Origin of the sequence: Marinobacter subterrani (assembly GCF_001045555.1) — a bacterium.
GTDB lineage: Bacteria > Pseudomonadota > Gammaproteobacteria > Pseudomonadales > Oleiphilaceae > Marinobacter > Marinobacter subterrani.
The window spans coordinates 887,989-911,109 of sequence record NZ_LFBU01000001.1 but is presented as its reverse complement, the minus strand read 5'-3'; the positions used below and the strand labels follow the sequence as shown (position 1 = coordinate 911,109).

At 57.7% G+C, this 23,121-nt stretch carries 24 protein-coding genes and 1 tRNA gene; 13 read left to right on the top strand and 12 right to left on the bottom strand.

Features of this window, described 5'->3' with window-relative positions; translation table 11 throughout:
• The first annotated feature begins 6 nt into the window (after positions 1 to 6).
• A complete protein-coding gene (locus msub_RS04210; RefSeq protein ID WP_048494852.1) occupies positions 7 to 1,086 on the top strand; it encodes an AI-2E family transporter in 1,080 nt (359 codons plus the stop codon).
• A 9-nt stretch (positions 1,087 to 1,095) separates the two neighbouring features.
• On the opposite strand, the gene msub_RS04205 is transcribed toward msub_RS04210, so the two are convergent.
• Positions 1,096 to 1,563 carry a peroxiredoxin gene (locus msub_RS04205; RefSeq protein WP_048494851.1) on the bottom strand — a complete coding sequence of 156 codons (468 nt, stop codon included), beginning with the start codon at positions 1,561 to 1,563 and terminating at the stop codon, positions 1,096 to 1,098.
• 74 nt (positions 1,564 to 1,637) lie between these two features.
• Here msub_RS04205 and dapA point away from each other — a divergent pair, with 74 nt between their 5' ends.
• The 8 genes from dapA (at position 1,638) to msub_RS04165 (ending at position 9,638) form a co-directional block, all read left to right on the top strand.
• On the top strand, positions 1,638 to 2,516 hold the full coding sequence (gene dapA, locus msub_RS04200; protein WP_048494850.1) for a 4-hydroxy-tetrahydrodipicolinate synthase: 879 nt from the start codon (positions 1,638 to 1,640) through the stop codon (positions 2,514 to 2,516).
• 35 nt (positions 2,517 to 2,551) lie between these two features.
• Complete coding sequence (bamC, locus tag msub_RS04195) at positions 2,552 to 3,649, top strand: outer membrane protein assembly factor BamC (RefSeq protein ID WP_048494849.1); 1,098 nt, start codon at positions 2,552 to 2,554, stop codon at positions 3,647 to 3,649.
• Between the two features lie 45 nt (positions 3,650 to 3,694).
• Positions 3,695 to 4,408, top strand: coding sequence for a phosphoribosylaminoimidazolesuccinocarboxamide synthase (gene purC / locus msub_RS04190; RefSeq protein ID WP_048494848.1), 714 nt, complete (start codon positions 3,695 to 3,697; stop codon positions 4,406 to 4,408).
• A gap of 32 nt (positions 4,409 to 4,440) precedes the next feature.
• Positions 4,441 to 5,178: a TIGR04219 family outer membrane beta-barrel protein gene (locus tag msub_RS04185; protein ID WP_048494847.1), complete on the top strand. Its 738-nt coding sequence runs from the start codon at positions 4,441 to 4,443 to the stop codon at positions 5,176 to 5,178.
• A 29-nt stretch (positions 5,179 to 5,207) separates the two neighbouring features.
• Positions 5,208 to 6,215 (top strand): NAD-dependent epimerase, encoded by a 1,008-nt coding sequence (locus msub_RS04180; protein WP_048494846.1) that lies wholly within the window; start codon positions 5,208 to 5,210, stop codon positions 6,213 to 6,215.
• Between the two features lie 65 nt (positions 6,216 to 6,280).
• The gene (locus msub_RS04175; RefSeq protein ID WP_048494845.1) at positions 6,281 to 6,820 is read left to right on the top strand and encodes a lipocalin family protein; all 540 of its coding nucleotides are present in this window, start codon (positions 6,281 to 6,283) and stop codon (positions 6,818 to 6,820) included.
• 90 nt (positions 6,821 to 6,910) lie between these two features.
• Positions 6,911 to 8,380, top strand: a complete 1,470-nt coding sequence (locus tag msub_RS04170; protein ID WP_048494844.1) for an NAD-dependent succinate-semialdehyde dehydrogenase — start codon at positions 6,911 to 6,913, stop codon at positions 8,378 to 8,380.
• A gap of 22 nt (positions 8,381 to 8,402) precedes the next feature.
• Entirely contained in the window at positions 8,403 to 9,638 is a 1,236-nt protein-coding gene (locus msub_RS04165; RefSeq protein WP_048494843.1) for a CaiB/BaiF CoA transferase family protein, read from the top strand.
• A gap of 290 nt (positions 9,639 to 9,928) precedes the next feature.
• Here msub_RS04165 and msub_RS04160 read toward each other — a convergent pair whose 3' ends face one another.
• From msub_RS04160 to msub_RS04120, 10 genes are all read right to left on the bottom strand, one after another.
• Positions 9,929 to 10,342, bottom strand: coding sequence for a hypothetical protein (locus tag msub_RS04160; protein WP_048494842.1), 414 nt, complete (start codon positions 10,340 to 10,342; stop codon positions 9,929 to 9,931).
• Complete coding sequence (locus msub_RS04155) at positions 10,342 to 10,869, bottom strand: hypothetical protein (RefSeq protein WP_048494841.1); 528 nt, start codon at positions 10,867 to 10,869, stop codon at positions 10,342 to 10,344. Before msub_RS04155 ends, msub_RS04160 begins: the two co-directional genes overlap by 1 nt.
• A gap of 271 nt (positions 10,870 to 11,140) precedes the next feature.
• A complete protein-coding gene (locus msub_RS22025) occupies positions 11,141 to 11,338 on the bottom strand; it encodes a hypothetical protein (protein ID WP_048494840.1) in 198 nt (65 codons plus the stop codon).
• Between the two features lie 458 nt (positions 11,339 to 11,796).
• A complete protein-coding gene (locus tag msub_RS21485; RefSeq protein ID WP_156182721.1) occupies positions 11,797 to 12,357 on the bottom strand; it encodes a PEP-CTERM sorting domain-containing protein in 561 nt (186 codons plus the stop codon).
• Positions 12,358 to 12,700: 343 nt separating this feature from the next.
• Positions 12,701 to 12,777 (bottom strand) — tRNA-Val (locus tag msub_RS04145).
• 55 nt (positions 12,778 to 12,832) lie between these two features.
• Positions 12,833 to 13,783 carry a DMT family transporter gene (locus msub_RS04140; RefSeq protein WP_048494839.1) on the bottom strand — a complete coding sequence of 317 codons (951 nt, stop codon included), beginning with the start codon at positions 13,781 to 13,783 and terminating at the stop codon, positions 12,833 to 12,835.
• 174 nt (positions 13,784 to 13,957) lie between these two features.
• Positions 13,958 to 15,046 carry a hypothetical protein gene (locus msub_RS04135; RefSeq protein WP_048494838.1) on the bottom strand — a complete coding sequence of 363 codons (1,089 nt, stop codon included), beginning with the start codon at positions 15,044 to 15,046 and terminating at the stop codon, positions 13,958 to 13,960.
• Positions 15,047 to 15,147: 101 nt separating this feature from the next.
• Complete coding sequence (locus msub_RS04130; RefSeq protein ID WP_048494837.1) at positions 15,148 to 16,221, bottom strand: hypothetical protein; 1,074 nt, start codon at positions 16,219 to 16,221, stop codon at positions 15,148 to 15,150.
• 136 nt (positions 16,222 to 16,357) lie between these two features.
• Complete coding sequence (locus msub_RS04125; protein WP_048496971.1) at positions 16,358 to 16,963, bottom strand: YceI family protein; 606 nt, start codon at positions 16,961 to 16,963, stop codon at positions 16,358 to 16,360.
• Positions 16,953 to 17,687: a CDP-alcohol phosphatidyltransferase family protein gene (locus tag msub_RS04120; protein ID WP_048494836.1), complete on the bottom strand. Its 735-nt coding sequence runs from the start codon at positions 17,685 to 17,687 to the stop codon at positions 16,953 to 16,955. The genes msub_RS04125 and msub_RS04120 overlap by 11 nt, the downstream gene beginning before the upstream one ends.
• Positions 17,688 to 17,852: 165 nt before the next feature.
• On the opposite strand from msub_RS04120, the gene msub_RS04115 reads away from it, so the two are divergent.
• The 4 genes from msub_RS04115 to msub_RS04100 are packed head-to-tail and all read left to right on the top strand — an operon-like array spanning position 17,853 to position 22,184.
• Entirely contained in the window at positions 17,853 to 18,860 is a 1,008-nt protein-coding gene (locus msub_RS04115; RefSeq protein ID WP_048494835.1) for a zinc-dependent alcohol dehydrogenase, read from the top strand.
• A 30-nt stretch (positions 18,861 to 18,890) separates the two neighbouring features.
• Positions 18,891 to 19,289, top strand: a complete 399-nt coding sequence (locus tag msub_RS04110; protein WP_048494834.1) for a 6-pyruvoyl trahydropterin synthase family protein — start codon at positions 18,891 to 18,893, stop codon at positions 19,287 to 19,289.
• Entirely contained in the window at positions 19,276 to 21,231 is a 1,956-nt protein-coding gene (locus msub_RS04105) for a glycosyltransferase family 4 protein (RefSeq protein WP_048494833.1), read from the top strand. The genes msub_RS04110 and msub_RS04105 overlap by 14 nt, the downstream gene beginning before the upstream one ends.
• A complete protein-coding gene (locus tag msub_RS04100; RefSeq protein WP_048494832.1) occupies positions 21,219 to 22,184 on the top strand; it encodes a lysylphosphatidylglycerol synthase transmembrane domain-containing protein in 966 nt (321 codons plus the stop codon). The genes msub_RS04105 and msub_RS04100 overlap by 13 nt, the downstream gene beginning before the upstream one ends.
• On the opposite strand, the gene msub_RS04095 is transcribed toward msub_RS04100, so the two are convergent.
• The gene (locus msub_RS04095; protein WP_048494831.1) at positions 22,156 to 23,040 is read right to left on the bottom strand and encodes a RibD family protein; all 885 of its coding nucleotides are present in this window, start codon (positions 23,038 to 23,040) and stop codon (positions 22,156 to 22,158) included. The genes msub_RS04100 and msub_RS04095 overlap by 29 nt on opposite strands.
• Positions 23,041 to 23,121 lie beyond the last annotated feature (81 nt).

Sequence of the window (23,121 nt, the reverse complement as noted above, 5' to 3'; positions counted from 1 at the left end):
TTTCAAATGATCAGGACATTACGCAGTCTTGCGCACAAATATTTCTCGGACGAAGAAGCGGTCATCCTGTTTCTGATTCTGGTTACCGGAACGGTTTTTGTCATCCTGTTTGGCGCCATGCTCGCCCCGGCCATTGCATCGCTTATTATTGCCTTTATTCTGCAGGGGCTGGTCACCAAGCTAAACAAGCTGGGCGTTGGCGAGACTGTGTCCATTCTCGGGGTGTTCCTCGTCTTCCTCGGTATCCTGGTCGGTTTCCTGTTTGGCCTGCTGCCGCTTGTCTGGACGCAGGTCAGTGCCCTGGCCGGAGAAGCCCCCCGGATTATTCGTGGGCTCCAGTCCTACCTTGAATTGTTGCCAGAGCAGTACCCCCACCTGATTTCCGCTGAGGCGGTCAGTACGGTTTATCAGCAGGTCAGCACCGAAGTTGGCCAGTTCACCCAATGGCTGGTGTCCTTCTCTCTGTCGAGCATTCCGGATCTGGTGGCGTTGCTGATCTATATGGTGCTGGTGCCGATCCTGGTGTTCTTCTTTCTCAAGGACCGGAAGGTCCTGCTGGGTGCCGTTGCCCGGCTGCTCCCGCCCCAGCGTCCGATGATGCTGCAGATCTGGCATGAGGTAAACCTGCAGTGTGCCAATTATGTCCGGGGCAAGGCGCTTGAGATTCTGATTGTCGGCGGAGTCACCTACATTGCCTTCAAGTTTCTCGGCATGCCCTATGCGGCGTTATTGTCCCTGCTGGTCGGCCTGAGCGTTGTGATTCCCTATATCGGCGCCGCCGTGGTGACTATCCCAGTGGCCGTCATTGCGCTGTTTGCCTTCGGCTGGGGCAGCCAGTTTATCTGGATAATGGTCATCTATGGTATCATTCAGGCTCTGGACGGCAATGTCCTGGTGCCGGTGCTGTTCTCGGAAGTGAACAACCTGCATCCGGTGGTGATCATCGTCGCAGTGCTCTTTTTCGGGGGCATCTGGGGCTTGTGGGGCGTGTTCTTTGCCATTCCTCTGGCAACCATGCTCAAGGCGGTGTTTTCCGCCTGGCCGGTAAAGGACTCCCTTCCTTTACCAGAGACCGAAAAGCAGTGACGAAGAGGCTTAAAGCGCCTTTACAGCCTCCAGAACCTCATCGGCGTGGCCCTTGACCTTGACGCCACGCCACTCGGCCTTCAGCACACCTTCCTTGTCGATCAGGAAGGTGCTGCGGTCGATTCCCATGTACTCCTTGCCATACAGTTTCTTGAGCTTGATGACATCAAAGAGCTTGCACAGGGTCTCGTCCTTGTCGGAAATCAGGTGGAAAGGAAATTCGTGTTTTTTCCTGAAATTCTCGTGTGCTTTCAGGCCATCCCGGGAGACCCCGATAATCTCCGTGTCCAGCTCCTCAAACGCCTGCATCCGGTCCCGGAAGTCCTGTCCCTCGGTGGTGCAGCCGGGCGTGTTGTCTTTCGGGTAAAAATAAATAATCACATTGCGGCCCTTGAGGTCGTCCAGGCGAATGATCTGGTCGCCTGTTGCCGGCGCTTCAAAATCGGGAACAGGTTTGTTTAACTCGACGGATGGCATGACATCTCCTTTAATTTCCTTGTGTCAGTTCGTGCCCAACATTACCATATCGGTTTTATTCGGACGGAGCTTTTATGATTACGGGTAGCCTTGTCGCACTGGTCACGCCCATGCATCCAGACGGTGAAATTCACTGGGAGGATCTGGACAAGCTGGTAGACTTTCATCTTGAAAACGGCACGCACGGAATCGTCGCTGTCGGTACCACTGGCGAATCCGCAACGCTTGACCCGGACGAGCACTGCCGGGTTATCGGCCACATCATCAAACGTGTGAACGGCAGGGCTCCGGTGATCGCCGGCACTGGCGGCAACAGCACCCGCGAAGCCATCGAGCTGACGACCGAGGCCCACAAGCTGGGGGCCGACGCCTGCCTGCTGGTCGTGCCCTACTACAACAAGCCGACCCAGGAAGGCCTTTACCGGCACTTCAAGGCGATTGCCGAAGCCGTCCCGGGAATGAGCCAGATGCTCTACAACGTGCCTGGCCGAACCGCCTGTGACATGCTCAACGAGACCGTGCTGCGCCTGGCAGACATCCCGAACATTATCGGTATTAAAGACGCCACCGGTAACATTCCCCGCGGTGCCGAACTGATTGAAGCTCTGGACGGGCGCCTTGCGGTATATTCCGGCGATGACGCCACCGCGGCCGAGCTCATGCTTGCCGGCGCCAAGGGCAATGTCTCGGTTACCGCCAATGTGGCGCCAAAGGCAATGTCCCAGCTCTGCGAGGCGGCGATTGCCGGCAATCGCGCCGAAACCGAGCGGCTCAACGAGTTGCTGATGCCGCTGAACCGGAAGCTGTTCCTCGAGGCTAACCCGATCCCGGTGAAGTGGGCGCTGCATCGTATGGGAATGATCGGAGAGGGCATCCGCCTGCCGCTGACACCGCTCAGTGAGAAGTTCCACGGTGAAGTCGAAGATGCCCTCAAGGCCTCAGGTGTACTCTGAGTTTGCTTAATTTGTCCCTGACCCGGAGTAACCTGATGCAGGTTCTACAAGGAACCGTTAACACCGCCATGCTGAAATCCGTTGTTGTTTTGTCCGGCCTGCTGGTTATCGCAACCTTGGCCGGATGCAGTCTGGTAGAAGACCGCTCCGAGCGGTATGTGAACGCGAAGGAAGGTGAGCCGCTGGAACTGCCGGAGTCGGCAGATGAGTCCCGGTTCAGCCAGACCATGCCCATCCGTGATGTCGAACCGGCCGATGCGAGCAGAATGTACCCGGCTGTAATTCCGCAGCCGCCGGACATGACCTCTGACATCCTTGATGAGAATTACGTCATCGAAGAACTGGATGGCAGAGTCTGGCTCCTGGTGAACGATGTACCAGGGCGGATCTGGCCCGCCGTGAATACCTACATGGCTGAGCGCGGCCTTGGCGTGGCCCTGGAGAGCCCCCAACTGGGTATTCTGCAGAGTGAGCTGGCGAACTTCAGCAAGCGCGCCCGACAGTTGCTGGAACTGCCTGACGATCCGTCTGCTGAAGAGCGGAAGGTGGTTGTGCAGGTTCGCATGGCGCCCGGTGTCCGGCGCAAAACCACGGAAATACAGGTGCGCAAGCTGGACGTTGCCGATCAGCCAGACGAAATGCTGCCCTGGACTGGCGTCTCTTCCCCCTCAGAGCAGTCACTGGCCACGCAAAAGCGCATTCTGGCAGACCTGGGCGATTTTCTCAGGGGCCGGGAGGAGAGCAAGTCCTTTTCCCGTGCTGCCTCCGGCATGGTCAGCGAACCGCTCGTCCGCCTGATTTCGGAAAATGACAAAGCCGTCGCTATCCGGATGGAGCTGGATTACGGCCGCTCCTGGGCTGAAGTGAACCGGGCGCTTACGGAGTCCGACATCCCGGTTGTTGACCTGAATCGCAGTGAAGGCTGGTTTCAGGTGGACTTCCGTACCGAGGATGAGCGGGATCCGGGCTGGTTCAGCTGGTTCAGCGATGCGGAAGCGCCACGGCATACCCATACGGTGAATCTCAATCAGCGAAACGGAACCATTGTGGTCTCTACCGAACCCGTACCGGGTTACACTGGTAGCCGCACCACGGCCGATTTGCTCACACAACTATTCGATTATCTATACTGATTCAGAAAGGGGCCGCCTGCCGCGGCCGCTTTTCGGAGACCCCTGATGGAAAAGCGTGAAGAACTCTATGCCGGCAAGGCAAAATCAGTCTACCGTACAGACGATCCCGAACGGTTCGTGATGGTATTCCGTGATGATACCTCCGCCTTTGATGGCGAAAAAAAGGAACAGTTGAACCGCAAGGGCATGGTGAACAACAAATTCAACGCGTTCATCATGGAAAAGCTCGAGGCGGCGGGCGTGCCGACTCACTTCGAAGGGCTGCTGTCGTCCACGGAATCTCTGGTCAAAAAGCTGGACATGATCCCGGTGGAGTGTGTGGTTCGGAATATTTCCGCTGGCAGTCTGTGCCGCCGCCTTGGCGTGGCTGAGGGGCAGGAGCTGAATCCGCCCACCTATGAGCTGTTCCTGAAGAACGACGCGCTCCACGACCCGATGGTTAACGAGTCCCTGGCGGTCAGCTTTGGCTGGGCAACGGCTGATGAGTTGGCCCGGATGAAAGCGCTCACCTACAAGGTGAACGATGTTCTCAAGGCGCTGTTTGATGAAGCCGGCATGCTGCTGGTGGATTACAAGCTCGAATTTGGCCGCAGTGGCACCGGGATTGTCCTGGGTGATGAATTCAGCCCGGACGGCTGCCGGATCTGGGACAGGGAAACCCGCAAGAAAATGGACAAGGACCGTTTCCGTCAGGGCCTGGGTGAGGTTATTGAAACCTACGAGGAAGTTGGCCGTCGGCTGGGTATCCAGTTCGACTGATTAAAACTGAAAACAAATCAAAAAGGTGTGCCATGCGTAAACTGATGCTTGCTGTAGGTGGTTCCCTGATCCTGGTAACCCCTTTGTCCCAGGCGGACGTCGTCGGTCTGGGTGCCAGCGTAAGTTACTGGGATTCTGATCTTTCCGGTCAGGCCGCCACCAATAATGACGTTGTTGATGTAGAGAACGATCTCAACCTCGAGAGTGATTCCAATGCCAATGCGTCAGTGTATTTTGAGCATCCCGTACCGATATTGCCCAACGTTCGCCTGAACTATACGCTGGTTCAGCAGAGTGGCCGGGGGGAGTTGGGTACATCCGGGTTTGTCGGCATTCCGGGCAGTGTCCCGGTTCAGTCCGAGTTCGATCTGGATCAACTGGACCTCACACTCTACTACGAAGTGCTTGATAACTGGGCGAACCTTGATCTTGGCCTCACGGCCCGTGACCTCTCCGGCAAGCTTGTCGTGCAGCAGATCGGTGGCGGATTTGCGGTTAACGAAACCAAGGTCGATGCAGTTATCCCGATGGGTTATGTCGCCGCACGTTTCGACCTGCCGTTTACCGGAGTGTCAGTGGGCGCGGAAGGCAACTTCATCAGCTTCGACGGCGACTCGCTGCGCGATTTCAACGCCTACGGCCAGTACGAGATCGCTCTGCTTCAGTTCCGGGCAGGCTATCGCCAGATGGCCATCGATTACGAAGACGGCAATGATCGGCTGGATGTGGAGATCGGCGGGCCGTTTGTGAGCGCGGGCGTTACGTTCTAAGGGCGCTATTAAGTTCCAAGGAGAGACACTTGAAGATTCTCGTAACCGGTACCGCGGGCTTTATCGGATCACATCTGGCTCATCGCCTGCTGGACAGGGGTGATGAAGTCATTGGCGTGGACAACGTCAATGACTATTACGATGTGAACCTGAAGGAAGCTCGCCTGGCAAGGCTGACTGCCAAGGCGGGCTTTACCGAAGTCCGCAAGGATGTGTCTGACAGGGCGGCCATGGAGGCGCTCTTTGCTAGCGAAAAACCGGAACGTGTGGTGCACCTTGCGGCCCAGGCCGGGGTGCGTTACTCCATCGAGAATCCGAATGCCTATGTGGACGCCAACCTTGTTGGCTTCATGAATGTCCTGGAGGGCTGCCGCCACAATGGTGTGAAACACCTGGTGTACGCGTCCAGCAGCTCGGTATACGGCGCTAACGAAACCATGCCCTTCTCGGTGCATGACAACGTTGACCATCCACTGAGCCTTTACGCAGCCTCCAAGAAAGCCAATGAACTGATGGCCCATACCTACAGCCATCTGTACAACCTGCCGACCACGGGCCTGCGGTTCTTTACGGTCTACGGTCCCTGGGGCCGGCCGGATATGGCGTTGTTTATCTTTACCAAAAAGATTCTCGCCGGCGAACCGATTGATGTCTTCAATCATGGCCATCACCGTCGGGATTTCACCTACATTGATGACATCGTAGAGGGTGTGATCCGCACCCTCGATCATGTGGCGGAACCGAACCAGGACTGGAGCGGCGCAACGCCTGATCCGGGCACCAGTAAGGCGCCGTATCGTCTGTACAACATCGGTAGCAACAACCCGGTGGAGCTGTCCCGCTTTATCGAGATCATTGAAGAGCGGCTGGGTAAGAAAGCCCAAAAGAATCTGCTGCCCCTTCAACCGGGTGACGTGCCGGCGACATACGCCAACGTGGATGATCTGATCGATGACGTCGGCTACAAGCCTTCCACCACGGTGGATGAAGGCATCGCCCGATTCGTCGACTGGTATCGGGACTTCTATAAAGTCTAAAGCAAAGGGCCAGCGATCGCTGGCCCTTTGCTTATGGTTTGCCCGGTCACGGAGAAACGCACGATATGCATGTGGTAAAAAACTGGTTCCTGCTTGTTATACTCGCCGTTCTGGGCGGCTGCACCGGTGTTCCGGAGGGCATCAATCCGGTGACGGGGTTTAACGCCGAGCGCTACCTCGGCACATGGTATGAGATCGCTCGCCTGGACCACTCCTTCGAGCGTGGTCTCAGCAATGTCCGTGCAGAATACAGCCGTAACGATGATGGCAGCATCAAAGTCATTAATCGGGGCTACAACGCGGAGGAAGGCCAGTGGGACGTCGCCGATGGGCGGGCCGTGTTTGTGGGCGATGAAAATACCGGCCACCTTAAAGTCTCCTTCTTCGGCCCCTTCTATGCCTCTTATGTCGTTTTCCAACTGGACAAGGAAGCCTATTCCTACGCCTATGTGACCGGCTACAACCGGGACTACCTGTGGTTCCTGTCCCGAACACCGGAGGTCAGCGAAGAGGCAATCGAAGCCTTCAAGGCGCGGGCCAGGGCAGAGGAGTTTGATCTTGAGGAGCTGATAATGGTGGAGCAGGATCGGGCATTATCACCCTGACTGCTCGCCGATGAATACGCGGTGTTTGTAAGGGATGTGATTGAAAGCTACCTGCTGCGCGACTGATAATTCGCTATTGAGAGGACTGAGATGAATCCTGTTGTGAGTCATTCCGCGCTTTTGCGTAATCGTGCCTATATCAATGGCGAATGGGTGCAAGCCCACTCTGGCCAGAGCTTCGCCGTCACCAACCCGGCCAATGGTGAGCATCTTTCTGATGTTCCCGATATGGGGGCAGAAGACACCCGCGCGGCCATCGCCGCGGCTGAAGCGGCCTGGCCGGCCTGGCGAGCAGTTCCGGCAAAGGAAAGGGCGGCGATACTTCGTCGCTGGTTCGACCTGATGATGGAGCATAAAGAAGATCTTGCCCGACTGATGACGGCGGAGCAGGGCAAGCCGCTTGCCGAAGCCCGGGGAGAAGTCGGGTATGGCGCAAGCTTCGTGGAATGGTTTGCTGAAGAAGCGAAGCGGGCCTATGGGGATGTGATTCCCGGCCATGGACGGGACAAACGGATACTTGTGATCAAGCAGCCCATTGGCGTTGTCGCTGCGATCACACCGTGGAATTTTCCGATTGCAATGATCACCCGGAAAGTGGCACCCGCGCTTGCGGCCGGGTGCCCGGTCGTGGTCAAGCCAGCAGAAGATACGCCGCTTTGTGCCCTGGCGCTGGCGGTACTTGCAGAAAAAGCCGGCTTGCCGGCTGGCCTCGTGAACATCGTGACCTGCTCAAAGGCCCGGGCCCCGGAGGTCGGGGAAGAGCTCACCACAAATCCTGTTGTGCGAAAAGTGTCTTTCACCGGCTCCACACCAGTGGGTAAGCTTCTGATGCGCCAGGCTAGCAGCACCGTCAAAAAGGTCAGTCTGGAGCTTGGTGGCAATGCGCCGTTCATTGTTTTCGACGATGCCGACCTTGATGCTGCGGTTACCGGATTGATGGCATCCAAATACCGGAATACGGGCCAGACCTGTGTTTGTGCCAACCGAATTTATGTTCAGTCATCCGTTTACGACGCGTTCGTTGAAAAATTGAAGTCGGCGGTCGGCAACCTTGTTGTAGGCCCGGGCCTTGAGGGTGAGACTCACCAGGGGCCCCTGATCAACCAGGCTGCCGTTGATAAGGTTGAGCGTCATATTGCTGACGCAACCTCCAATGGTGCCAGGGTGGCTCTGGGGGGAAAGGCCCATGCCCTGGGAGGGACCTTCTTTGAGCCCACCATCCTGACTGACGTCACTCAGGATATGCTGGTGGCGCGGGAGGAGACCTTTGGCCCTGTTGCCCCGATCTTCCGGTTTGAGACTGAGGATCAGGCGATTACGATGGCTAACGACTCAGAGTTTGGTCTGGCCGCGTATTTTTACAGTCAGAACATTCAGCGGATCTGGCATGTCGCCGAGTCACTCGAAACCGGCATGATTGGTATCAACGATGGCATCATTTCTACAGAAACCGCGCCATTTGGCGGGGTGAAGGAAAGTGGATTGGGCCGCGAAGGTTCCCGTTACGGGCTTGATGAGTTCATGGAGCTCAAATACCTGTGTCTTGGTGGTATGCGTTGAAGCACTGAAACAGGAGAGGTGGATGTCCGGATCGCTGTCAGGCCTTCGTGTCCTGGATTTATCGAGAGTTCTGGCCGGTCCCTGGTCAGCTCAGATCCTTGGCGATCTGGGTGCCGAGGTCATCAAAGTCGAACGCCCCGGCTCAGGGGATGACACGCGAAATTGGGGGCCACCCTACCTTACAGGAGCCGATGGCTCATCAGAGCTGTCCGCCTACTTCCTCTCTGCCAACCGCAACAAGCAGTCGTTGGCGATCGACATCGCCACCGACAAAGGTCAGGAGCTTGTTCGTAAGTTGGTATCTGAATCCGACATCGTCCTGGAAAATTTCAAGGTCGGCGGATTAAAGCGGTATGGTCTGGACTATGACAGTCTCAAAGCAATGAACCCCGGCCTGATTTACTGCTCTATTACCGGTTTTGGCCAGGATGGCCCCTACGCCAGCCGGCCCGGCTACGACTTTCTGATTCAGGCAATGGGAGGCCTAATGAGCATCACCGGCCAGCCTGACGGCGCCCCGGGAGCTGGCCCGGTGAAGGTCGGAGTTGCGATGACAGATATTATGACCGGCCTATACGCAACTATCGGGATTCTTGCCGCGTTGAATCACCGGGAGCGAACCGGCATGGGGCAACACGTTGAAACATCCTTGCTGGATGTCCAGGTAGCCTCGCTCGCCAATCAGGCCATGAATTTTCTCACCAGCGGCACGGTTCCGCAGCGAATGGGTAATGCGCACCCGAACATCGTTCCCTACGAGGCCTTCCCGACCGCCGATGGCGATATGGTGCTGACGGTGGGCAACGATGAGCAGTTTGCCCGCCTGTGTGATGTTTTGGGGCACCCGGAATGGGCTGGCGACGAGCGCTTTAAAACCAATCGCGCACGCGTGGCCAATCGGAAAGAGTTGGTTCCGAGGATTCGCCAGGCGACCGTAATGCGTAGCACTGATGACTGGGTTGGCGCACTTGAAAAGGCCGGGGTTCCCTGCGGCCCCGTCAACACTATCGATCGGGTGTTCTCGGATTCACAGGTGCTCGCTCGCGGTATACAGCGCCAGTTGAACCATCCGGTGTTGGGCGCCGTCCCGACTGTCGGGAATCCTCTGAGGTTCACTCTGACTCCCGTGGATTACCGCTCGGCGCCCCCGCTGCTTGGCGAACATTCTGGCCAGATACTTGGAACGGTCCTGGGGCTGTCTCCTGAACAGATAAGTTCTCTGGTCTCTGAGGGTATTTTAGGGAAGGACTGTAGTTGAACTGTTCGAACCAGGGTCAATACTCGTGTTTAAGAGCTCATTCGAGTGAATGACTTTCTTGGCAGGATTGGTAGGACCACCCAGATTCGAACTGGGGACCTCTACCATGTCAAAATAACGCACTAAGCAAAGTAAGTGTCTGAACTAAATGTAAATATTATCGTAGATTGCCCGCCTTCAATGCACACTTTGCAGGCTATATAAGTCAACGCATTACGTACTGTATATCTGGAAAATTTTGGCACAAAAAAACCAAGCCGATGGCCTGGTTTTTTGAAGCTGTGTAATCGTTACGCAGCTTTGAGTTCGGGGCACTCGATCTGAACGTTTTCTCGGTCAGCAATTTCCCGAGCTTGCTCATAAGCTGCGCGCTTGCCTTCAAACAACTCGTCACCAGCATAAGAGAGCGCAGCCTCAATTATCCGAATCATCGGGATGAAGTGACACTCAGCAATCTCAGGATGCTGTTCACGGACCCGCTCAAAAATGTAACGGAAACCTTTGCACTTAAAGCCAATGACACGCTGACGAGACTTGTCTTTGTACAGGGTGAGGAAACCGTCGATACGAACAGCCAAAGCAAACTCATCAGAGTTGACGTATTCGACACAATCCATTGGGGCGTTGTAGGTTGCTTTCGCCTCGAAGGCCTCGGCCAGAGAGACGTTGAATGCTCTATCCAGAACAGTATTAAGCGTTTCCATTACCAAACCCTCTTCTCATACCTTTCTTCATGATCTTCCGGGAGGTAGCAATCTTGAGTATCTGCTGGAATCCACTCCCAGCCAAGAATTACTCCATCAGTGTAGTCGGGATCTTCAAAATTTACATAAATGGCAAAAAGTGCCTCTTGTGGAACTTCTTGCCTTTGAGCCACGCACACCATGTGAGCGATGTACTCGTAAAAAAACTTGGGTTTGACGATATATACTAAAATTTCACCATCTCGACCATTGTCGACGAACGGTCGGTTTATGCCTTGAAACAGGCTGCAAGCGTGCTTCACGCCACCATGGTGATCAGGAAAAACGTGTTCCTGTTCGTGAAAGCCAATGTTGGGTACCGGTGGAACAACTCCGCAGACGTTGTAAAGCATCTCGAATAGCTTAGTCCGCTTGCCAGCATTAGCGTAGGTCGCAACGGTTTCAGGGTGTATCTGAAGGAAACAAATTTCTTTGCGATTACCTGGTGCCGGCGCCGGTATATCCTTAAGGGCTTTCTCGTAGTCCATCAAAAACGGGCTTTATCTTAGTTATTGTGTATAAATTAAGCAATAGGTGCCAATACTGTATAGGTAAATTAAATACCTTGCTAGCTTTTTACCTTTAGCTTAGACGAATCGGCTACCAGAGCGGGACTGCTCATTTGATTTTCAGCCCCGCCTCAACCGTTACCCACTGCTGCCCATGCCACTGCTGATAATGCTCCGTCATCTTCTGATAAGCGTGCGCCATGAGCGGCTGGATATAGGTCTCGTTGTAGAATCCCTACTTTTTGTACAATCATGAACCCAAGGCCTGGATCTCGTGAAAGGTTGGGCGGTGCTGCCTCGGCATGTTTTCGAAGCATTTGCATTTGTCCCGGGTTTTACGGAACTCCGCGGTGAACGTGTTGGGGGTGAGCCTGGCCCACTGGTCCCGGCCCTCGGCTGCCACCTTGCGAACCGGTCGGCGGTGGATGATGTAGGGGCTGGCGATCATGGATTTCCGGGCCTGGGCGATGATCCCCCCAGCTGCGGGCAGTGGATCATCAGGTGGGGGGTGTTTGTTCGACTTCTGCAAGACGACCTCTGAATGACAGGAGCGCTCTGCTTCTTATGTAACGAGTTCTTCAGGGTGATTTTCGCTCAGGAGAGCGAGCTCGTGCTGCTGGTGTTGCGCCAGATCCCTGGTCCGTTCAAGGAGTGAAAAAAAGAGGAGGGGGGGCGGGCCCCTCCCTCAATAGCCTCAGGCAGCTCTTTCACTGCGCTCGCACCAATGGGCAGGTGTCTCGTTCGCCGGGCATCCATGCCGGCTTTGGTCCGAGACGGCTTAATCCTTCAAACCAACGCGAGTTTACACGGCTGCTTTTCCGGTACTGTCCGAAATTTGCACCAACCCCTATGCGATATCCCTTGCTTCCGGGTAAATGCAAAAATAAAGAATTTCATGCTGTTTGTTCAAAGGCGTTGATAATTTTTTCGGAAGCCAATTGCCAGAAGAGAACCAATTAAGAGAGCAAGAGTTGGCGGTTCAGGAACGCGAACAAAGGAGTCAGCGTTTCCTGCAATGCTATCCCAATATTCGTTATCGACGGCCTGAAAGCCTGTTGAGTCAAATGAGAAACTGTCGTAAAACGCACCATCTCCACGGAAGCTTGTTGCCCATGCAGTAAAATTGTAGAGGGAGGAGCCGTATGCTTCGATACCAGTGCCATTGCCTTTTTGAAAGCTGACTGAACCCCCTCCTAAAATCATTTCAAACGAAACTAGCCCGCCGCAGATAGGGCCAGCAATGCAGGAGGTCGCATCGTAAATTAAGGCATCTTCGTCGACAGTGACTGTTCCACTGTAAGGGTCACCAAGTTCGGGCCACCAATCACGGAACCCCGGGTCGTAGGGATAACCGCCTGCCCAACTGTCGCCCAAACTAGTTATGTGCCCGGTGAACTTATACGTAATTGGTTCCGCATTGATGGTTAAAGAAACTAATGTAAGTGTTATAAGAGCCCAAATTTTCATAATGTGCACGTTCCGTTTTGTGATTAGATTTCATCGGAACGTGTCCAGCAATTTGGACACCAACATATACAAGTTACTAAAAAAAGCTGGTTTATTCTTGTACATTGGAAAGGGAACTGAATCACCGTAATAAATTCTGACACTGGCACGCGGCTCTTAGTTCTAATTTTTGGTCATTGAAAAGGATTTGGCTCGACTTCCCATTCTGTCTAATGGGTGCCTTAGCATGAGGCCAAAAGAAGCTACGGCTTACTGTATAAGTACTTGGTTTTGGGAAAATATCGGGAAAGAAAAAAAGCCAGTTCTCACGGGGCGCGTAAGTAACTGACTTTCTTGGCAGGATTGGTAGGACCACCCAGATTCGAACTGGGGACCTCTACCATGTCAAGGTAGCGCTCTAACCAACTGAGCTATGGTCCTGTGTCCTGCAACGGGGACGAAATATACTGATTCCTCTCACGCTGGTCAACCACTTTTATGTGGTTTTCCGGCTCCGGAGTTTCTCCTTGATGACCTTGCTCAGCACCGTCCACCGATTCACGATGAGTGCCGTGAAAATCAGGCCGCAACCGGCCAGCTGAATGCTGGTCATGGTTTCACCGAACCAGGCTGCAGCAAACAGCGCGACCCATACCGGTTCCAGCACCAGAATCACCACACCATGGCTGTTTGCAGACAGGCTCTGGGCGAAGGTCTGGATCAGGAATCGCCCGGCAGTGCCAATCACCGCGCTGGCCAGAACCCACCAGATTAATAAAGGGGCGGGTTCGCTCAGGGTGGGTTGCCACTCTTCAAGAATGGCGGATTCCACGAGGGTGAACAGGCCTACCGTGAGCAATGCGATGGCAGTCAGGGGCAGGGCGGGCACTCGCTGCTTTTCCACGGTTTTGCCAAGCCGGTTCACCACCGTTCTCTGATTGGCGGCCCGGGTATTGAGGGTGAAATACAGCGCAAAGATGGTGGCTGCCATCACGAAAAAGATCTGGCCCGCTTCCGGCCGAAAACCATTCTTCAGTGACAGCAGGGCAAGGCCGGCGACTGCAATGGGTATTGCCAGCCAGGTGCTGGGAGGCTGCGCTTCCCGAAACACCAGCCGCGCGATGATGGGGACAATCACGACACCCAGGCTGGTCAAGAATGCGCCTTCTCCCAGGCTCTTACCGTAAAACAGGCCCATCACCCAGCAGGTCATCGCCGTTCCAAACACCAGGCCCACACCCACGCTGCGGCGCAGCTGATCCAGGCTGAGCGCCAACAGGGATCGGTGGGCGAAGAGGGTAAGTACGGCCCCGGCGATCAGGAATCTGGCGGCCATGAACATCAGGGGAGGCATCAGCAGTACGGATTCTTTGGAAAACATCCAGCTGATGGCCGCAAACAGGGTAACAACAACCAGTAACAGATCGGATTTGTGAGCGTCAGACATTGGGGAATCGCTATGCCGGCAACGGATGAATCAATGAGGAAGCGCACCAATGTATAGTTTGCGAACTAAAAAGGAAAGATGGGAAAACTACCGAGGAAGTTGTGAAATCGGGGTTGAAATCGGGGTCAGATGAAAATTTCATCTGACCCCATCTTCTGAATACTCTGGAAGCGGTCAGTTATTCAGGGTGGTGTACACGAGGGTCGACATGTCGGTCTGGTCTGAACCGGGAACCTCAATGTACTGGTCGCCATCACCCCACCACTGCCACCAGGCCCGCTGATTGTAGGTGCGGCTGGCGAAATCCACCCGCAGCCCACCGAGCGTGGCGTTGTTCACGACGGGTACCGAGATGTTGCCGGTCTCGGTTCCCAGCACTCCGCTGTGGGAAGCGCCCTCGTTCATCAGCACCGGGTAGTGGTTGTAGTACAGGCCGTCAGGGCCGTCCTGCCCGGTGACTTTGCCGGCGAGGCTGATGCTCGATGAGCAGGATTCGACGCCATCTGCGCTGGTGGCGCCACAGGCAGAATGGGTGGGCACCACGCCATCGTCCGTGCCGGCAATGAACGGCTTGGTGATACCGCCGTAGGAGGAGCCACCGGCGACAAACCGCAGGCGCGGAATCGAGTTCGGGCTGACCGCCAGGTTACGGGCGGTATTGGTTTGCAGGTCGTTGACCACGCCCAGTTTCCCGGGCTCGGGCTCGATGCCCGTGAACGCTTCCACCGCTGCCCGCAGAGGCCAGTTGTACCAGCTGTCGTTGTAGGCAAGACTCATGGCCAGGTTCGCCAGCTCGGTACCACCACCGGCGCCGGAATAGTCAATCGCCGCCAGGATCTTCAGGGGCTGCAGACCGTCGGACTGGAGCCAGCGGGCCTGGTTTTCCAGCAGATAGCGGGTTACCAGGTCGCCGGTGGAGTGGGAAACGACGATGCAATAGTTATTGCACAGCCCTTGCTGGCTGATCTGGCGCAGCTGCTGATAGGCCTGCTGGGCGATGCTTCCCTCAACCCGCCCGTTGCTCGCCCAGTCAATGCGGGCCTCCGAGCGGGAGAGCCAGAAGGTGCGCCAGTAATCTTCACCGGCGTTTTTGACGTCCTGGAAACTGGCCGGTGGATTGGCCAGGTCATCCTGCTGGAAGCCATGCACCAGGATGATATTGTGCCCGGCGAGTTGGGCCTGGGCGGTTCCGGCAAACAGGCTGCCGGTGATGGCGACCGCCAGGGCGGTCTTGCAGGCACTTCCGATCATTGTTGTATTCATGTTTGCTCCGTCTTTGCAGCATTATTGTTGTTTCAAGACGTTTACCCGCCGGTTGAGGCGGTACTGCCCGGCGCTAGCCGGTGCAGGGCCAGGCCCTGCCATCAGAACTTTTCGGCAAGCTGCCGGAGCAGCGCTGCTCGCTGTTCTGATTCGGGGTTCGCCGCCGGCGTGTCGGTCAGATCATCAAGATCCGGCGGTGTGAATGTGTAGCCCTCGTCGGGGCCAAACCCATAGTGGGTCCGGTCACCGGGCCTGGCTGGTAGCTGGCGGATCTGGATATTGCGCAGCTGGAATTGTCCGGTATCGCTCTTGTTGGCAAGGACAGTGCCATGGGCCCTGAGATTGATGGTGTCGGACGTGCCGTCCAGACGCTGTTCCGTCTGAAGCTGGGCGACCGGCTGCTGGCCGGCATAAAGCTGGGCAGAAAGCGCATAGAAACCGGGCTGTTCTGCTGAGAACCGGATGGGAATGACCAGATTGTTGTTACTGACATGCGGGTCGCCGAGACTGCCGAACTCGCCGAGGTAGGGCTCAATGGTCAGGGGGGATGCGTGGCGGACAGGTTGGCCGTCTATTTTCGCCTCCACGATCAGGCGATACTCACCCGGCTCTGCCTTTGCCTCCAGTTCGCCCTGAAAATAGCCCGGTGCCCCGGCCGGTTCCAGCATGGCACTGGCAACAGCATCGCGGCTTGTGGGCTTCTCGAGCGTTGCCGTGAGGGGGCGGCCAACAACCTGTGGCCCCTGAATGGCGGCAGCGACCAGTATCGTGTCTCCCCGTGTAAACCGGTACTTCTCAAGGGTAACGGTAAATTGCCCGCCACCTTCCAGGGGCAGGGCGACCGGCTCAAAGTGGTTGCCCTGGTAAGCCCGGGCCTGGGCAGCACTGAGCGGGACCGACCAGGGCGGGTAGCGGGTGGACTGCGCGTATTGCTCGGCGACACTCGCCAGCATAAACCCGAGGGCATTATCGGACGGCGGTTCAGGCGAATGTTGGCTGGCGGAGGCCTCAGCCGGGGCCGCGGCTGAGGCCGGGTGCAGAGGCCCGGGAGACGGGGAGCTTGCCAGGGTCGTCAGCCAGCGGAAAGCGCGATGATTCTCCGCCGACAGAAAATACCCCATCCCCAATACGCTTGTGGAAACCAGTGTCAGAAGCAGCAGCACCTTCCGGGCCATGCATCCATTCCTTTTTTTATTTTTGGCTTCCTAACCATAACGGGCTTTGCCGCATACCCCAAAAATCTCGCCGATTTATGTAACAGAATGTGTCTGCGTTGTGATAGCGGTCACACTATTCGGGGGCTCAGAACATTCAGGATTCCCGATTTGCTTCAAATCCAAACCGAAGGGTGACTTCATCACCCACCATGGCCTGGTCGATACCGTAGGTCATGCCCCAGTCGCTGCGCTTCAGCGTAGTGGACGCGCTGATGCCCAGGGTGTATTCCTCGTGGCCGAAAGGGTAAACCGCAGACTTGTTGAGGGTTACGTCCAGCACCACGGGGTTGGTCTGGCCCAGCATCGTGAGGCCACCGGTCACCTTACCGGTGTTCTCGCCGGTGGTTTTGAAGTCGGTGACGGTAAAGGTAATTTCCGGATATTTTTCGGTGCCCAGAAAGTCGCTGCCGCGCAGGTGTTCGTCCCGCTTCTCATGGTTGGTGTACACACTGTCGCTCTGGAAAACCAGTTGGCCGGAGCTAAGCTTCCTGGCTTCCTCGTCGTAGACAAATTCGCCTTCAACTTCCCGGAACATCCCCATGACCGGGGCATAACCAATGTGCATGATTTCGAACATGATGGAAAAGTGCTCGTCATCAACGACGTAGGTCCGTGGCTCTGCCACTGCCGCCGGGCTAAGTGCCAGAATCGCCGGAAACCCGACAACGGACCGGAAGAGTGCGTTTCGATTAACAGACATCATTGGAATCTCTCCTTCGATAGAGCCAGCGGACATCCAGGTAAAACGACCACGCAAGCAGGGCAAGGGCCGTGGCAAGCGTGGTGCTGGCGAACAGGCTATTTACCGGCGGCAGCACTGCTACCACCAGGGTGACGATCTGCCATACGCAGACCGTTTTGCGTCGGAAACTCTCCGGCAGTGGCGCTTTGAGCCAGCCCAGCAGGCCACTGGCAGCCACGAAGGCATAGCGCATCACGCCAAGTGCCAGTACCCAGATGCCGGCCTTATCCAGAGCCAGGACAGCGACACTGAGCCCCAGGATGAACAGGGCATCCAGCTCCATATCAAACCGGGCCCCGAAATCGCTCTGGGATCCGGTCGCCCGGGCCACCGTGCCGTCGACACCGTCCAGGATCAGCGCCAGTGCGGCCAGCGAGCCATAAAGCCAGAGGTCGCCAGCAAGCTGATCCGCAAAGGGCGCCAAGGCGACCAGAATAACAACCAGGCCCGTCCGGAGCAGGGTTGCCCGGTTAGCCCAGCCGAAGTCCCGGGTGGCAGGCCAGTAATGCACAATACAACCGGCCACAGTGCCATAGAGCAGCCACGTAACGGCATGGAACATCAACGACAGATCGGCCAGCCAGCCGGCTGCGAGGCCGAGGATGAGCACAAGACCAAAGCCCCAGGCCAGATCCAGCGAAAGCGGAAACCTGAATGAAGCGGATTGGCCGTTAGAATCCATCACCGAACTCCAGCGTATAGGTTTGCAGGCATCGGGCACCGCAGATGCCTTGTACACTGACTATAGTTGATACGTCTCTTCGTGATTACGAGCGGAGAGTCCATTCAGACCTTCAGGCCCTCCCGGCGCAAAGGCCGAATTGGGCAGCAATGAAAGGAGCTTCGATTGCAATCTGATGCTGAGAGCAGTAACTCCTCTGAACGGGCTCGCGCCTGGTGGGTAACCGGTGCCGGTAAGGGCGAAATCCTCGAAACGTGTCTGGCAGAATCGGATGCACAACAGGCCGGGCACCTGGTTACCGTCGAGTCGCTCTATTCCGGTATCAGCCGGGGCACCGAATCGCTGGTGTTCCATGGCCGGGTTCCGAAAACTGAACACTCCCGGATGCGCGCGCCCTTTCAGGCGGGGGATTTCCCCTGGCCGGTGAAATATGGCTACGCCAATGTCGGGCGCGTGCTGGGTGGCCCTGCCGAACTGCTCGGTAAAACGGTTTTCTGCCTCTACCCGCATCAGGACCATTACCGGGTCCCCGCTGCGGCGGTGACACTGCTGCCGGAGGGGCTCCCCCCGGAGAGGGCGATACTGGCCGCCAATATGGAAACCGCTGTTAACGGGTTGTGGGATGGGGCGCCGGCGATTGGCGACCGCATTGCGGTGGTTGGCCTGGGTGTGGTCGGTCTGCTGGTCGCGTGGCTGGCCAGCCGCATTCCCGGAACCCGGGTGACCGCGATCGATACCAACCCGGACAGGCGGGCCGTGGCGGAATCCCTGGGGCTGACCTTCAGTAGCGGGCCGGCGCCGGACGACCACGACCTGGTGATCCATGCCAGTGGTCATCCGTCCGGCCTGGAAACGGCTCTGGGGCTGGCGGGCCAGGAGGCGACCATTGTGGAAATGAGCTGGTATGGCGATCAGCCGGTATCGGCGCCTCTCGGTGCGGCCTTTCATCCCCGAAGGCTGACGCTGAAATCCAGCCAGGTAGGCCGGATAAGCCCCGCCCGGGTGCCCCGCTGGAACTATGAGCAGCGCCTGGCCCTGGCTCTGGAGTTACTCCGGGATGACACGCTGGATGCGCTGATTACCGGTGAGTGCCGGTTTGAAGAGCTGCCAAAGGCCATGCCACGAATTCTGATTGATGGCCGGGATACTTTGTGCCATCGGATTGTCTACTGACAATATCACTTCAACCGCCAAGGAGACCCTATGTTTGGCCTGACCGTTCGGGACCACATGATGATTGCCCACAGCTTCAACGGGGAGATTTTCGGACCGGCGCAAAAACTGCACGGCGCCACCTACGTGGTGGATGTCACCTTCGAGCGTCATCAGCTCGACAGGGATGACCTGATCGTGGATATCGGCCTGGCGTCACAGGTTCTGAAAGACGTTCTCGGCGAGTTCAACATGCAGAACCTGGATGATCTGCCGGAGCTGTCGGGCCGGAACACCACCACCGAATTCATGGCCCGGATGGTGTTTGATCGCATGGCGGCAGCCATCCACGCCGGGAAGCTGGGCGAAACGGGGAAGGGCATCGTCAGCCTCAAAGTCACACTGTCTGAGTCCCACATTGCCTGGGCCAGCTACCATGCCGGAATCTGAAAGCTCCGCTTTCGTCGAGTTCCTGGTCCCGGGAGATCCAGACCAGAACACCGGCGGCTACCGTTACGTGCGCAAACTGGTGGAGGCGCTCAACGAGCGCGGCTACAGAGCTCGGGTAACAGGATTGCCAGGCCGCTTTCCGCGCCCTGATACCGAGGCCCGGGCGGCACTGGCCCAGCAGCTTGGGGCCATGCCCGATGGCACCTGCGCAGTGCTCGACGGGCTTGCCATGGGTGGCTTGCCAGAGGTCCTCGGCAAACACCACGAGCGCCTGCAAATGCTGGCCCTGGTGCATCATCCGCTGGCGGACGAAACCGGCCTGAATGAGGCCGACAGGGCCTGGTTCTTTGAGGCAGAGAGGCGTGCCCTGGCCTTCGTGCAGGGCGTTGTTACGACCAGTCGACACACCGCCTCCCGGCTCGCAGATTATGACGTACCGGCCGGGATAATCCGCGTGGCGGAACCCGGTGTGGCGAAAATCAGCGATCTGGTGGCTGCTGATAAATTAGCCACCACACAGGGAGTTCCCAGGCTGCTCTGTGTCGCGCATTTCTCTCCCAGGAAAGCCCAGCACCAGTTGGTCGAGGCCCTGAAAAGCCTCGATGGCCTGCCCTGGCATTGCGTACTGGCCGGCTCGGAGACCCGCAATGCCCGGTATGGCGAGCAGGTACGGCAGCAGATCCTGGCTGCCGGCCTGGAAGACCGTATTGAGCTAACCGGCGAGCTGGAGGAGGGCGCGCTGGCCGAGCAGTATCGCCGGGCGGATATCTTCGTGTTGCCATCGCTCTACGAGGGTTATGGCATGGTGATCGACGAGGCCCTGGCGTGCGGCCTGCCGGTAATTTCCTCGGACGGCGGGGCCCTGGCGAGTACCGGCGCCCGCCCCGGCGTCGTTCAGTATTGCGCTGGTGATGTGAGGGCGCTGTCGGCGCGCATCAGGCGCTGGCTGGAACACCCGGAAGAACGGGCGCATGCCGGTAAGCTGGCCCGCAAGGAATCCAGGCGGATCCGGGCATGGTCGGACACCGCCGTGGACTTCCTGGCGGCCATGGCGGAGTTCCGTGGGGGCCAACGGCAGGCTCACCGTCAGTCGTCGTTTGCCAGTCACTGGTTGACGGCAAGAGAAGGCGCCGACCATCGGGCGCGCTCCCGGGCGTTGACGGTGCAACTCAACCGGTGGCTGAACCGCCGCTATACCGATCAGCAAGCCGGGAACCGCCATAAACCTTTGCGGATTGTCGATCTTGGCGCCGGCCGCGGCTCCAATGCGGTTTATCTGGTCCGCGCCCTGCAGGTGCCCCAGAGCTGGCTGGCCCTCGATCAGGACACCGGATTGCTGCGGGAAGCAAGCCAGCGGGTGAGCGCACTGGATGTGCCGTTTGAGACGGAGGCTGCGCTGCTGACTCCGGAAAGCGTCGGCCAGCATCTGTCGGCGGACGTGGCGGTGATCACCGCTTCGGCGCTGATCGACCTGGTGTCGGAGCGCTGGCTGAATGCCCTGGTCGACGCGGCCGCTGCCAGAAAGGCAGCGGTGCTGGTGGTGCTCAGCTACGGCGGGCAGTTCGATGTGTCGCCCGGGCACTCTGACGATTCGCTGATCCGCGAGCTGGTCAACCAGCACCAGCAAGGCGACAAGGGCACAGGGGCAGCCCTGGGTCCGGAGGCGACGGCGGCGCTGCAGCAAGGGCTTGCCCGGCACGGGTATGAGGTTGAGCTGGCAGACTCGCCCTGGCAACTGGGTTCCGGCGACGCGGCGTTGATGGAGATGCTGATGACGGGCTGGGTAGAGGCGGCACTGGAGCAGGCGCCTGACCACAGGGACCGGGTTTCCGGCTGGCTGGAAACCCGCAAGGTGCAGCTTGCGGAGGCTGGGCTGACAATCCGGGTGAACCACGTCGATCTGTTGGCGCTGCCACCGGAGGCGATGGCTTGCCCGACCTGAGCGCCCGCCTGGCCCGGCTCGCGGGCCGCTGGCTGCTATCCGGCCTGTTGATCTCCCTGGTTGTCTGGTTGCTGGATGGTGAGACTCTCTGGCGGGAGCTGCGTGCGGTTTCACCCCTGGTGATCGTGCCGGCCCTCGCACTCACGTTGGTTCAGGTGGTCCTGTCGGCCTGGCGCTGGCGCTATACCGCGCACAGGCTGGGGCTCTGTCTGCCGCTTCAGTTGGCCATTCAGGAGTATTATCTGGCCACATTCCTGAACCAGGTATTGCCCGGAGGTGTGTTGGGTGATGTCAACCGCGCCTGGCGCCATGGCGCCTCTGCGGGCCAGAGGCTGACCGCCGTCCACGCCGTGGCCATTGAGCGGTTATCCGGTCAGTTAATACTGGTACTGGTGGTTTTGGTGTCCGTTGGTTGGTTGATGCAATCCAGCCGACTTGAGCCGCCCCGAATATTGCAGCCCGATACAGCTCTTCCGGCAGTCGCAGCGCTGATACTGCTGGCGATTGCGTTCGCGTTTGCCCTGAAAACCGGGTTTTTCCGGGCGATGCTTGAAAGGCTGGCCGGCTATTTTGACCGCCTCCGCCGGGATCTGTTTCGTGCGTTACTGTGCTGGCCGGCCATGCCGGTTCAACTGGCAACGTCCCTGCTGGTGCTGGCCAGCTATCTGGGCGTGTTCCTGTGCCTGGCTGTGGGGGCGGGTTATCTGGATAGTATGGGCGCTGCTATCGTGGTGGCCGGCCTGGGGAGTGTCCTGCTGCTGAGTATGGTGATACCGCTGACGGTTGCCGGCTGGGGTATCCGGGAAGGCGCCGCGGCTGTGCTCTGGCCGCTGGCGGGCCTGCCAGCTGAGCAGGGCGTTGCGCTCAGCGTGGGGTACGGTGCTCTGGTTTTTTTCTCCAGCCTTCCAGGCCTGGCGTTTGTCTTCACGGGCAGGCGACGGGAGCGCGGGTAAAATCCAGATCAAAAAGCATGTCACTGCCAAGGTTGATTAACTGAGCCCTGGGCCGCAGCGCGTCGTCCAGTAAATCAATTTCCGGCAGCGAGAAGGCCGGTCGGCCGCTGCCAATGATCATCGGCGCCACCATTACGTGCAGACGGTCCAGCAGGCCGGCATTCAGAAACGCCGACACCGTAACGCCGCCACCCTCCACAAAGACCTTTTTCAATCCGAAATCGGCGAGTACCTGGAGAATCAGTCGGGGATCCGCAGGGGCATTCGAATCTGCAGGGCCCAGGCAGGGTATTTCGGTAACGCCAGGCTCAACAGCGGCATGACGCTGCTTCTCATAGTTGCCGGCAACCAGCCGCAGGGTAGGGGATACATCATCGGTGAACAGCAAGTGGCTGTCGGGAACCCGACGGTGCCGGTCAATCACCACCCGCACGGGGTTCCGGCCGTGGGTGCGACGAACCGTAAGGCGGGGGTTGTCGGTGCAAGCCGTGGCAGCGCCAACAATCACAGCATCCGATACCGCGCGGATCCGGTGAAGGTGGGTAATGCCATCGTCACCGTTGATAAACCGTGAACACCCGGTCGCGGTTGCAATGCGCCCGTCCAGGCTCTGGCCAAGCTGCCCGATCACTTTGGAACGTCCGTCTGCCGGCAAGGGGCGGCAAAGCGGGAGAAACACCGAAAGCAGATCCTGTGCCTCACGGGTGGCGGGTTGAACCAGGTGCCAGGCACCATGGCCATTCAGTTCTACGGCTTCGATATCTGTGCCCGGCAATGGCAGTGTCACATTGCTGCGGTTTACTGCACTGAGTACCAGTTCCCATGCCGACTCGATATCCAGGATTCTTGCCGCCATAAACGTCCTGTCCGGTTATTGCCATATTCAGTATAGGCAGATTGTGTGCAAAGCTATATGTACGCTACATTTCAGGATTAA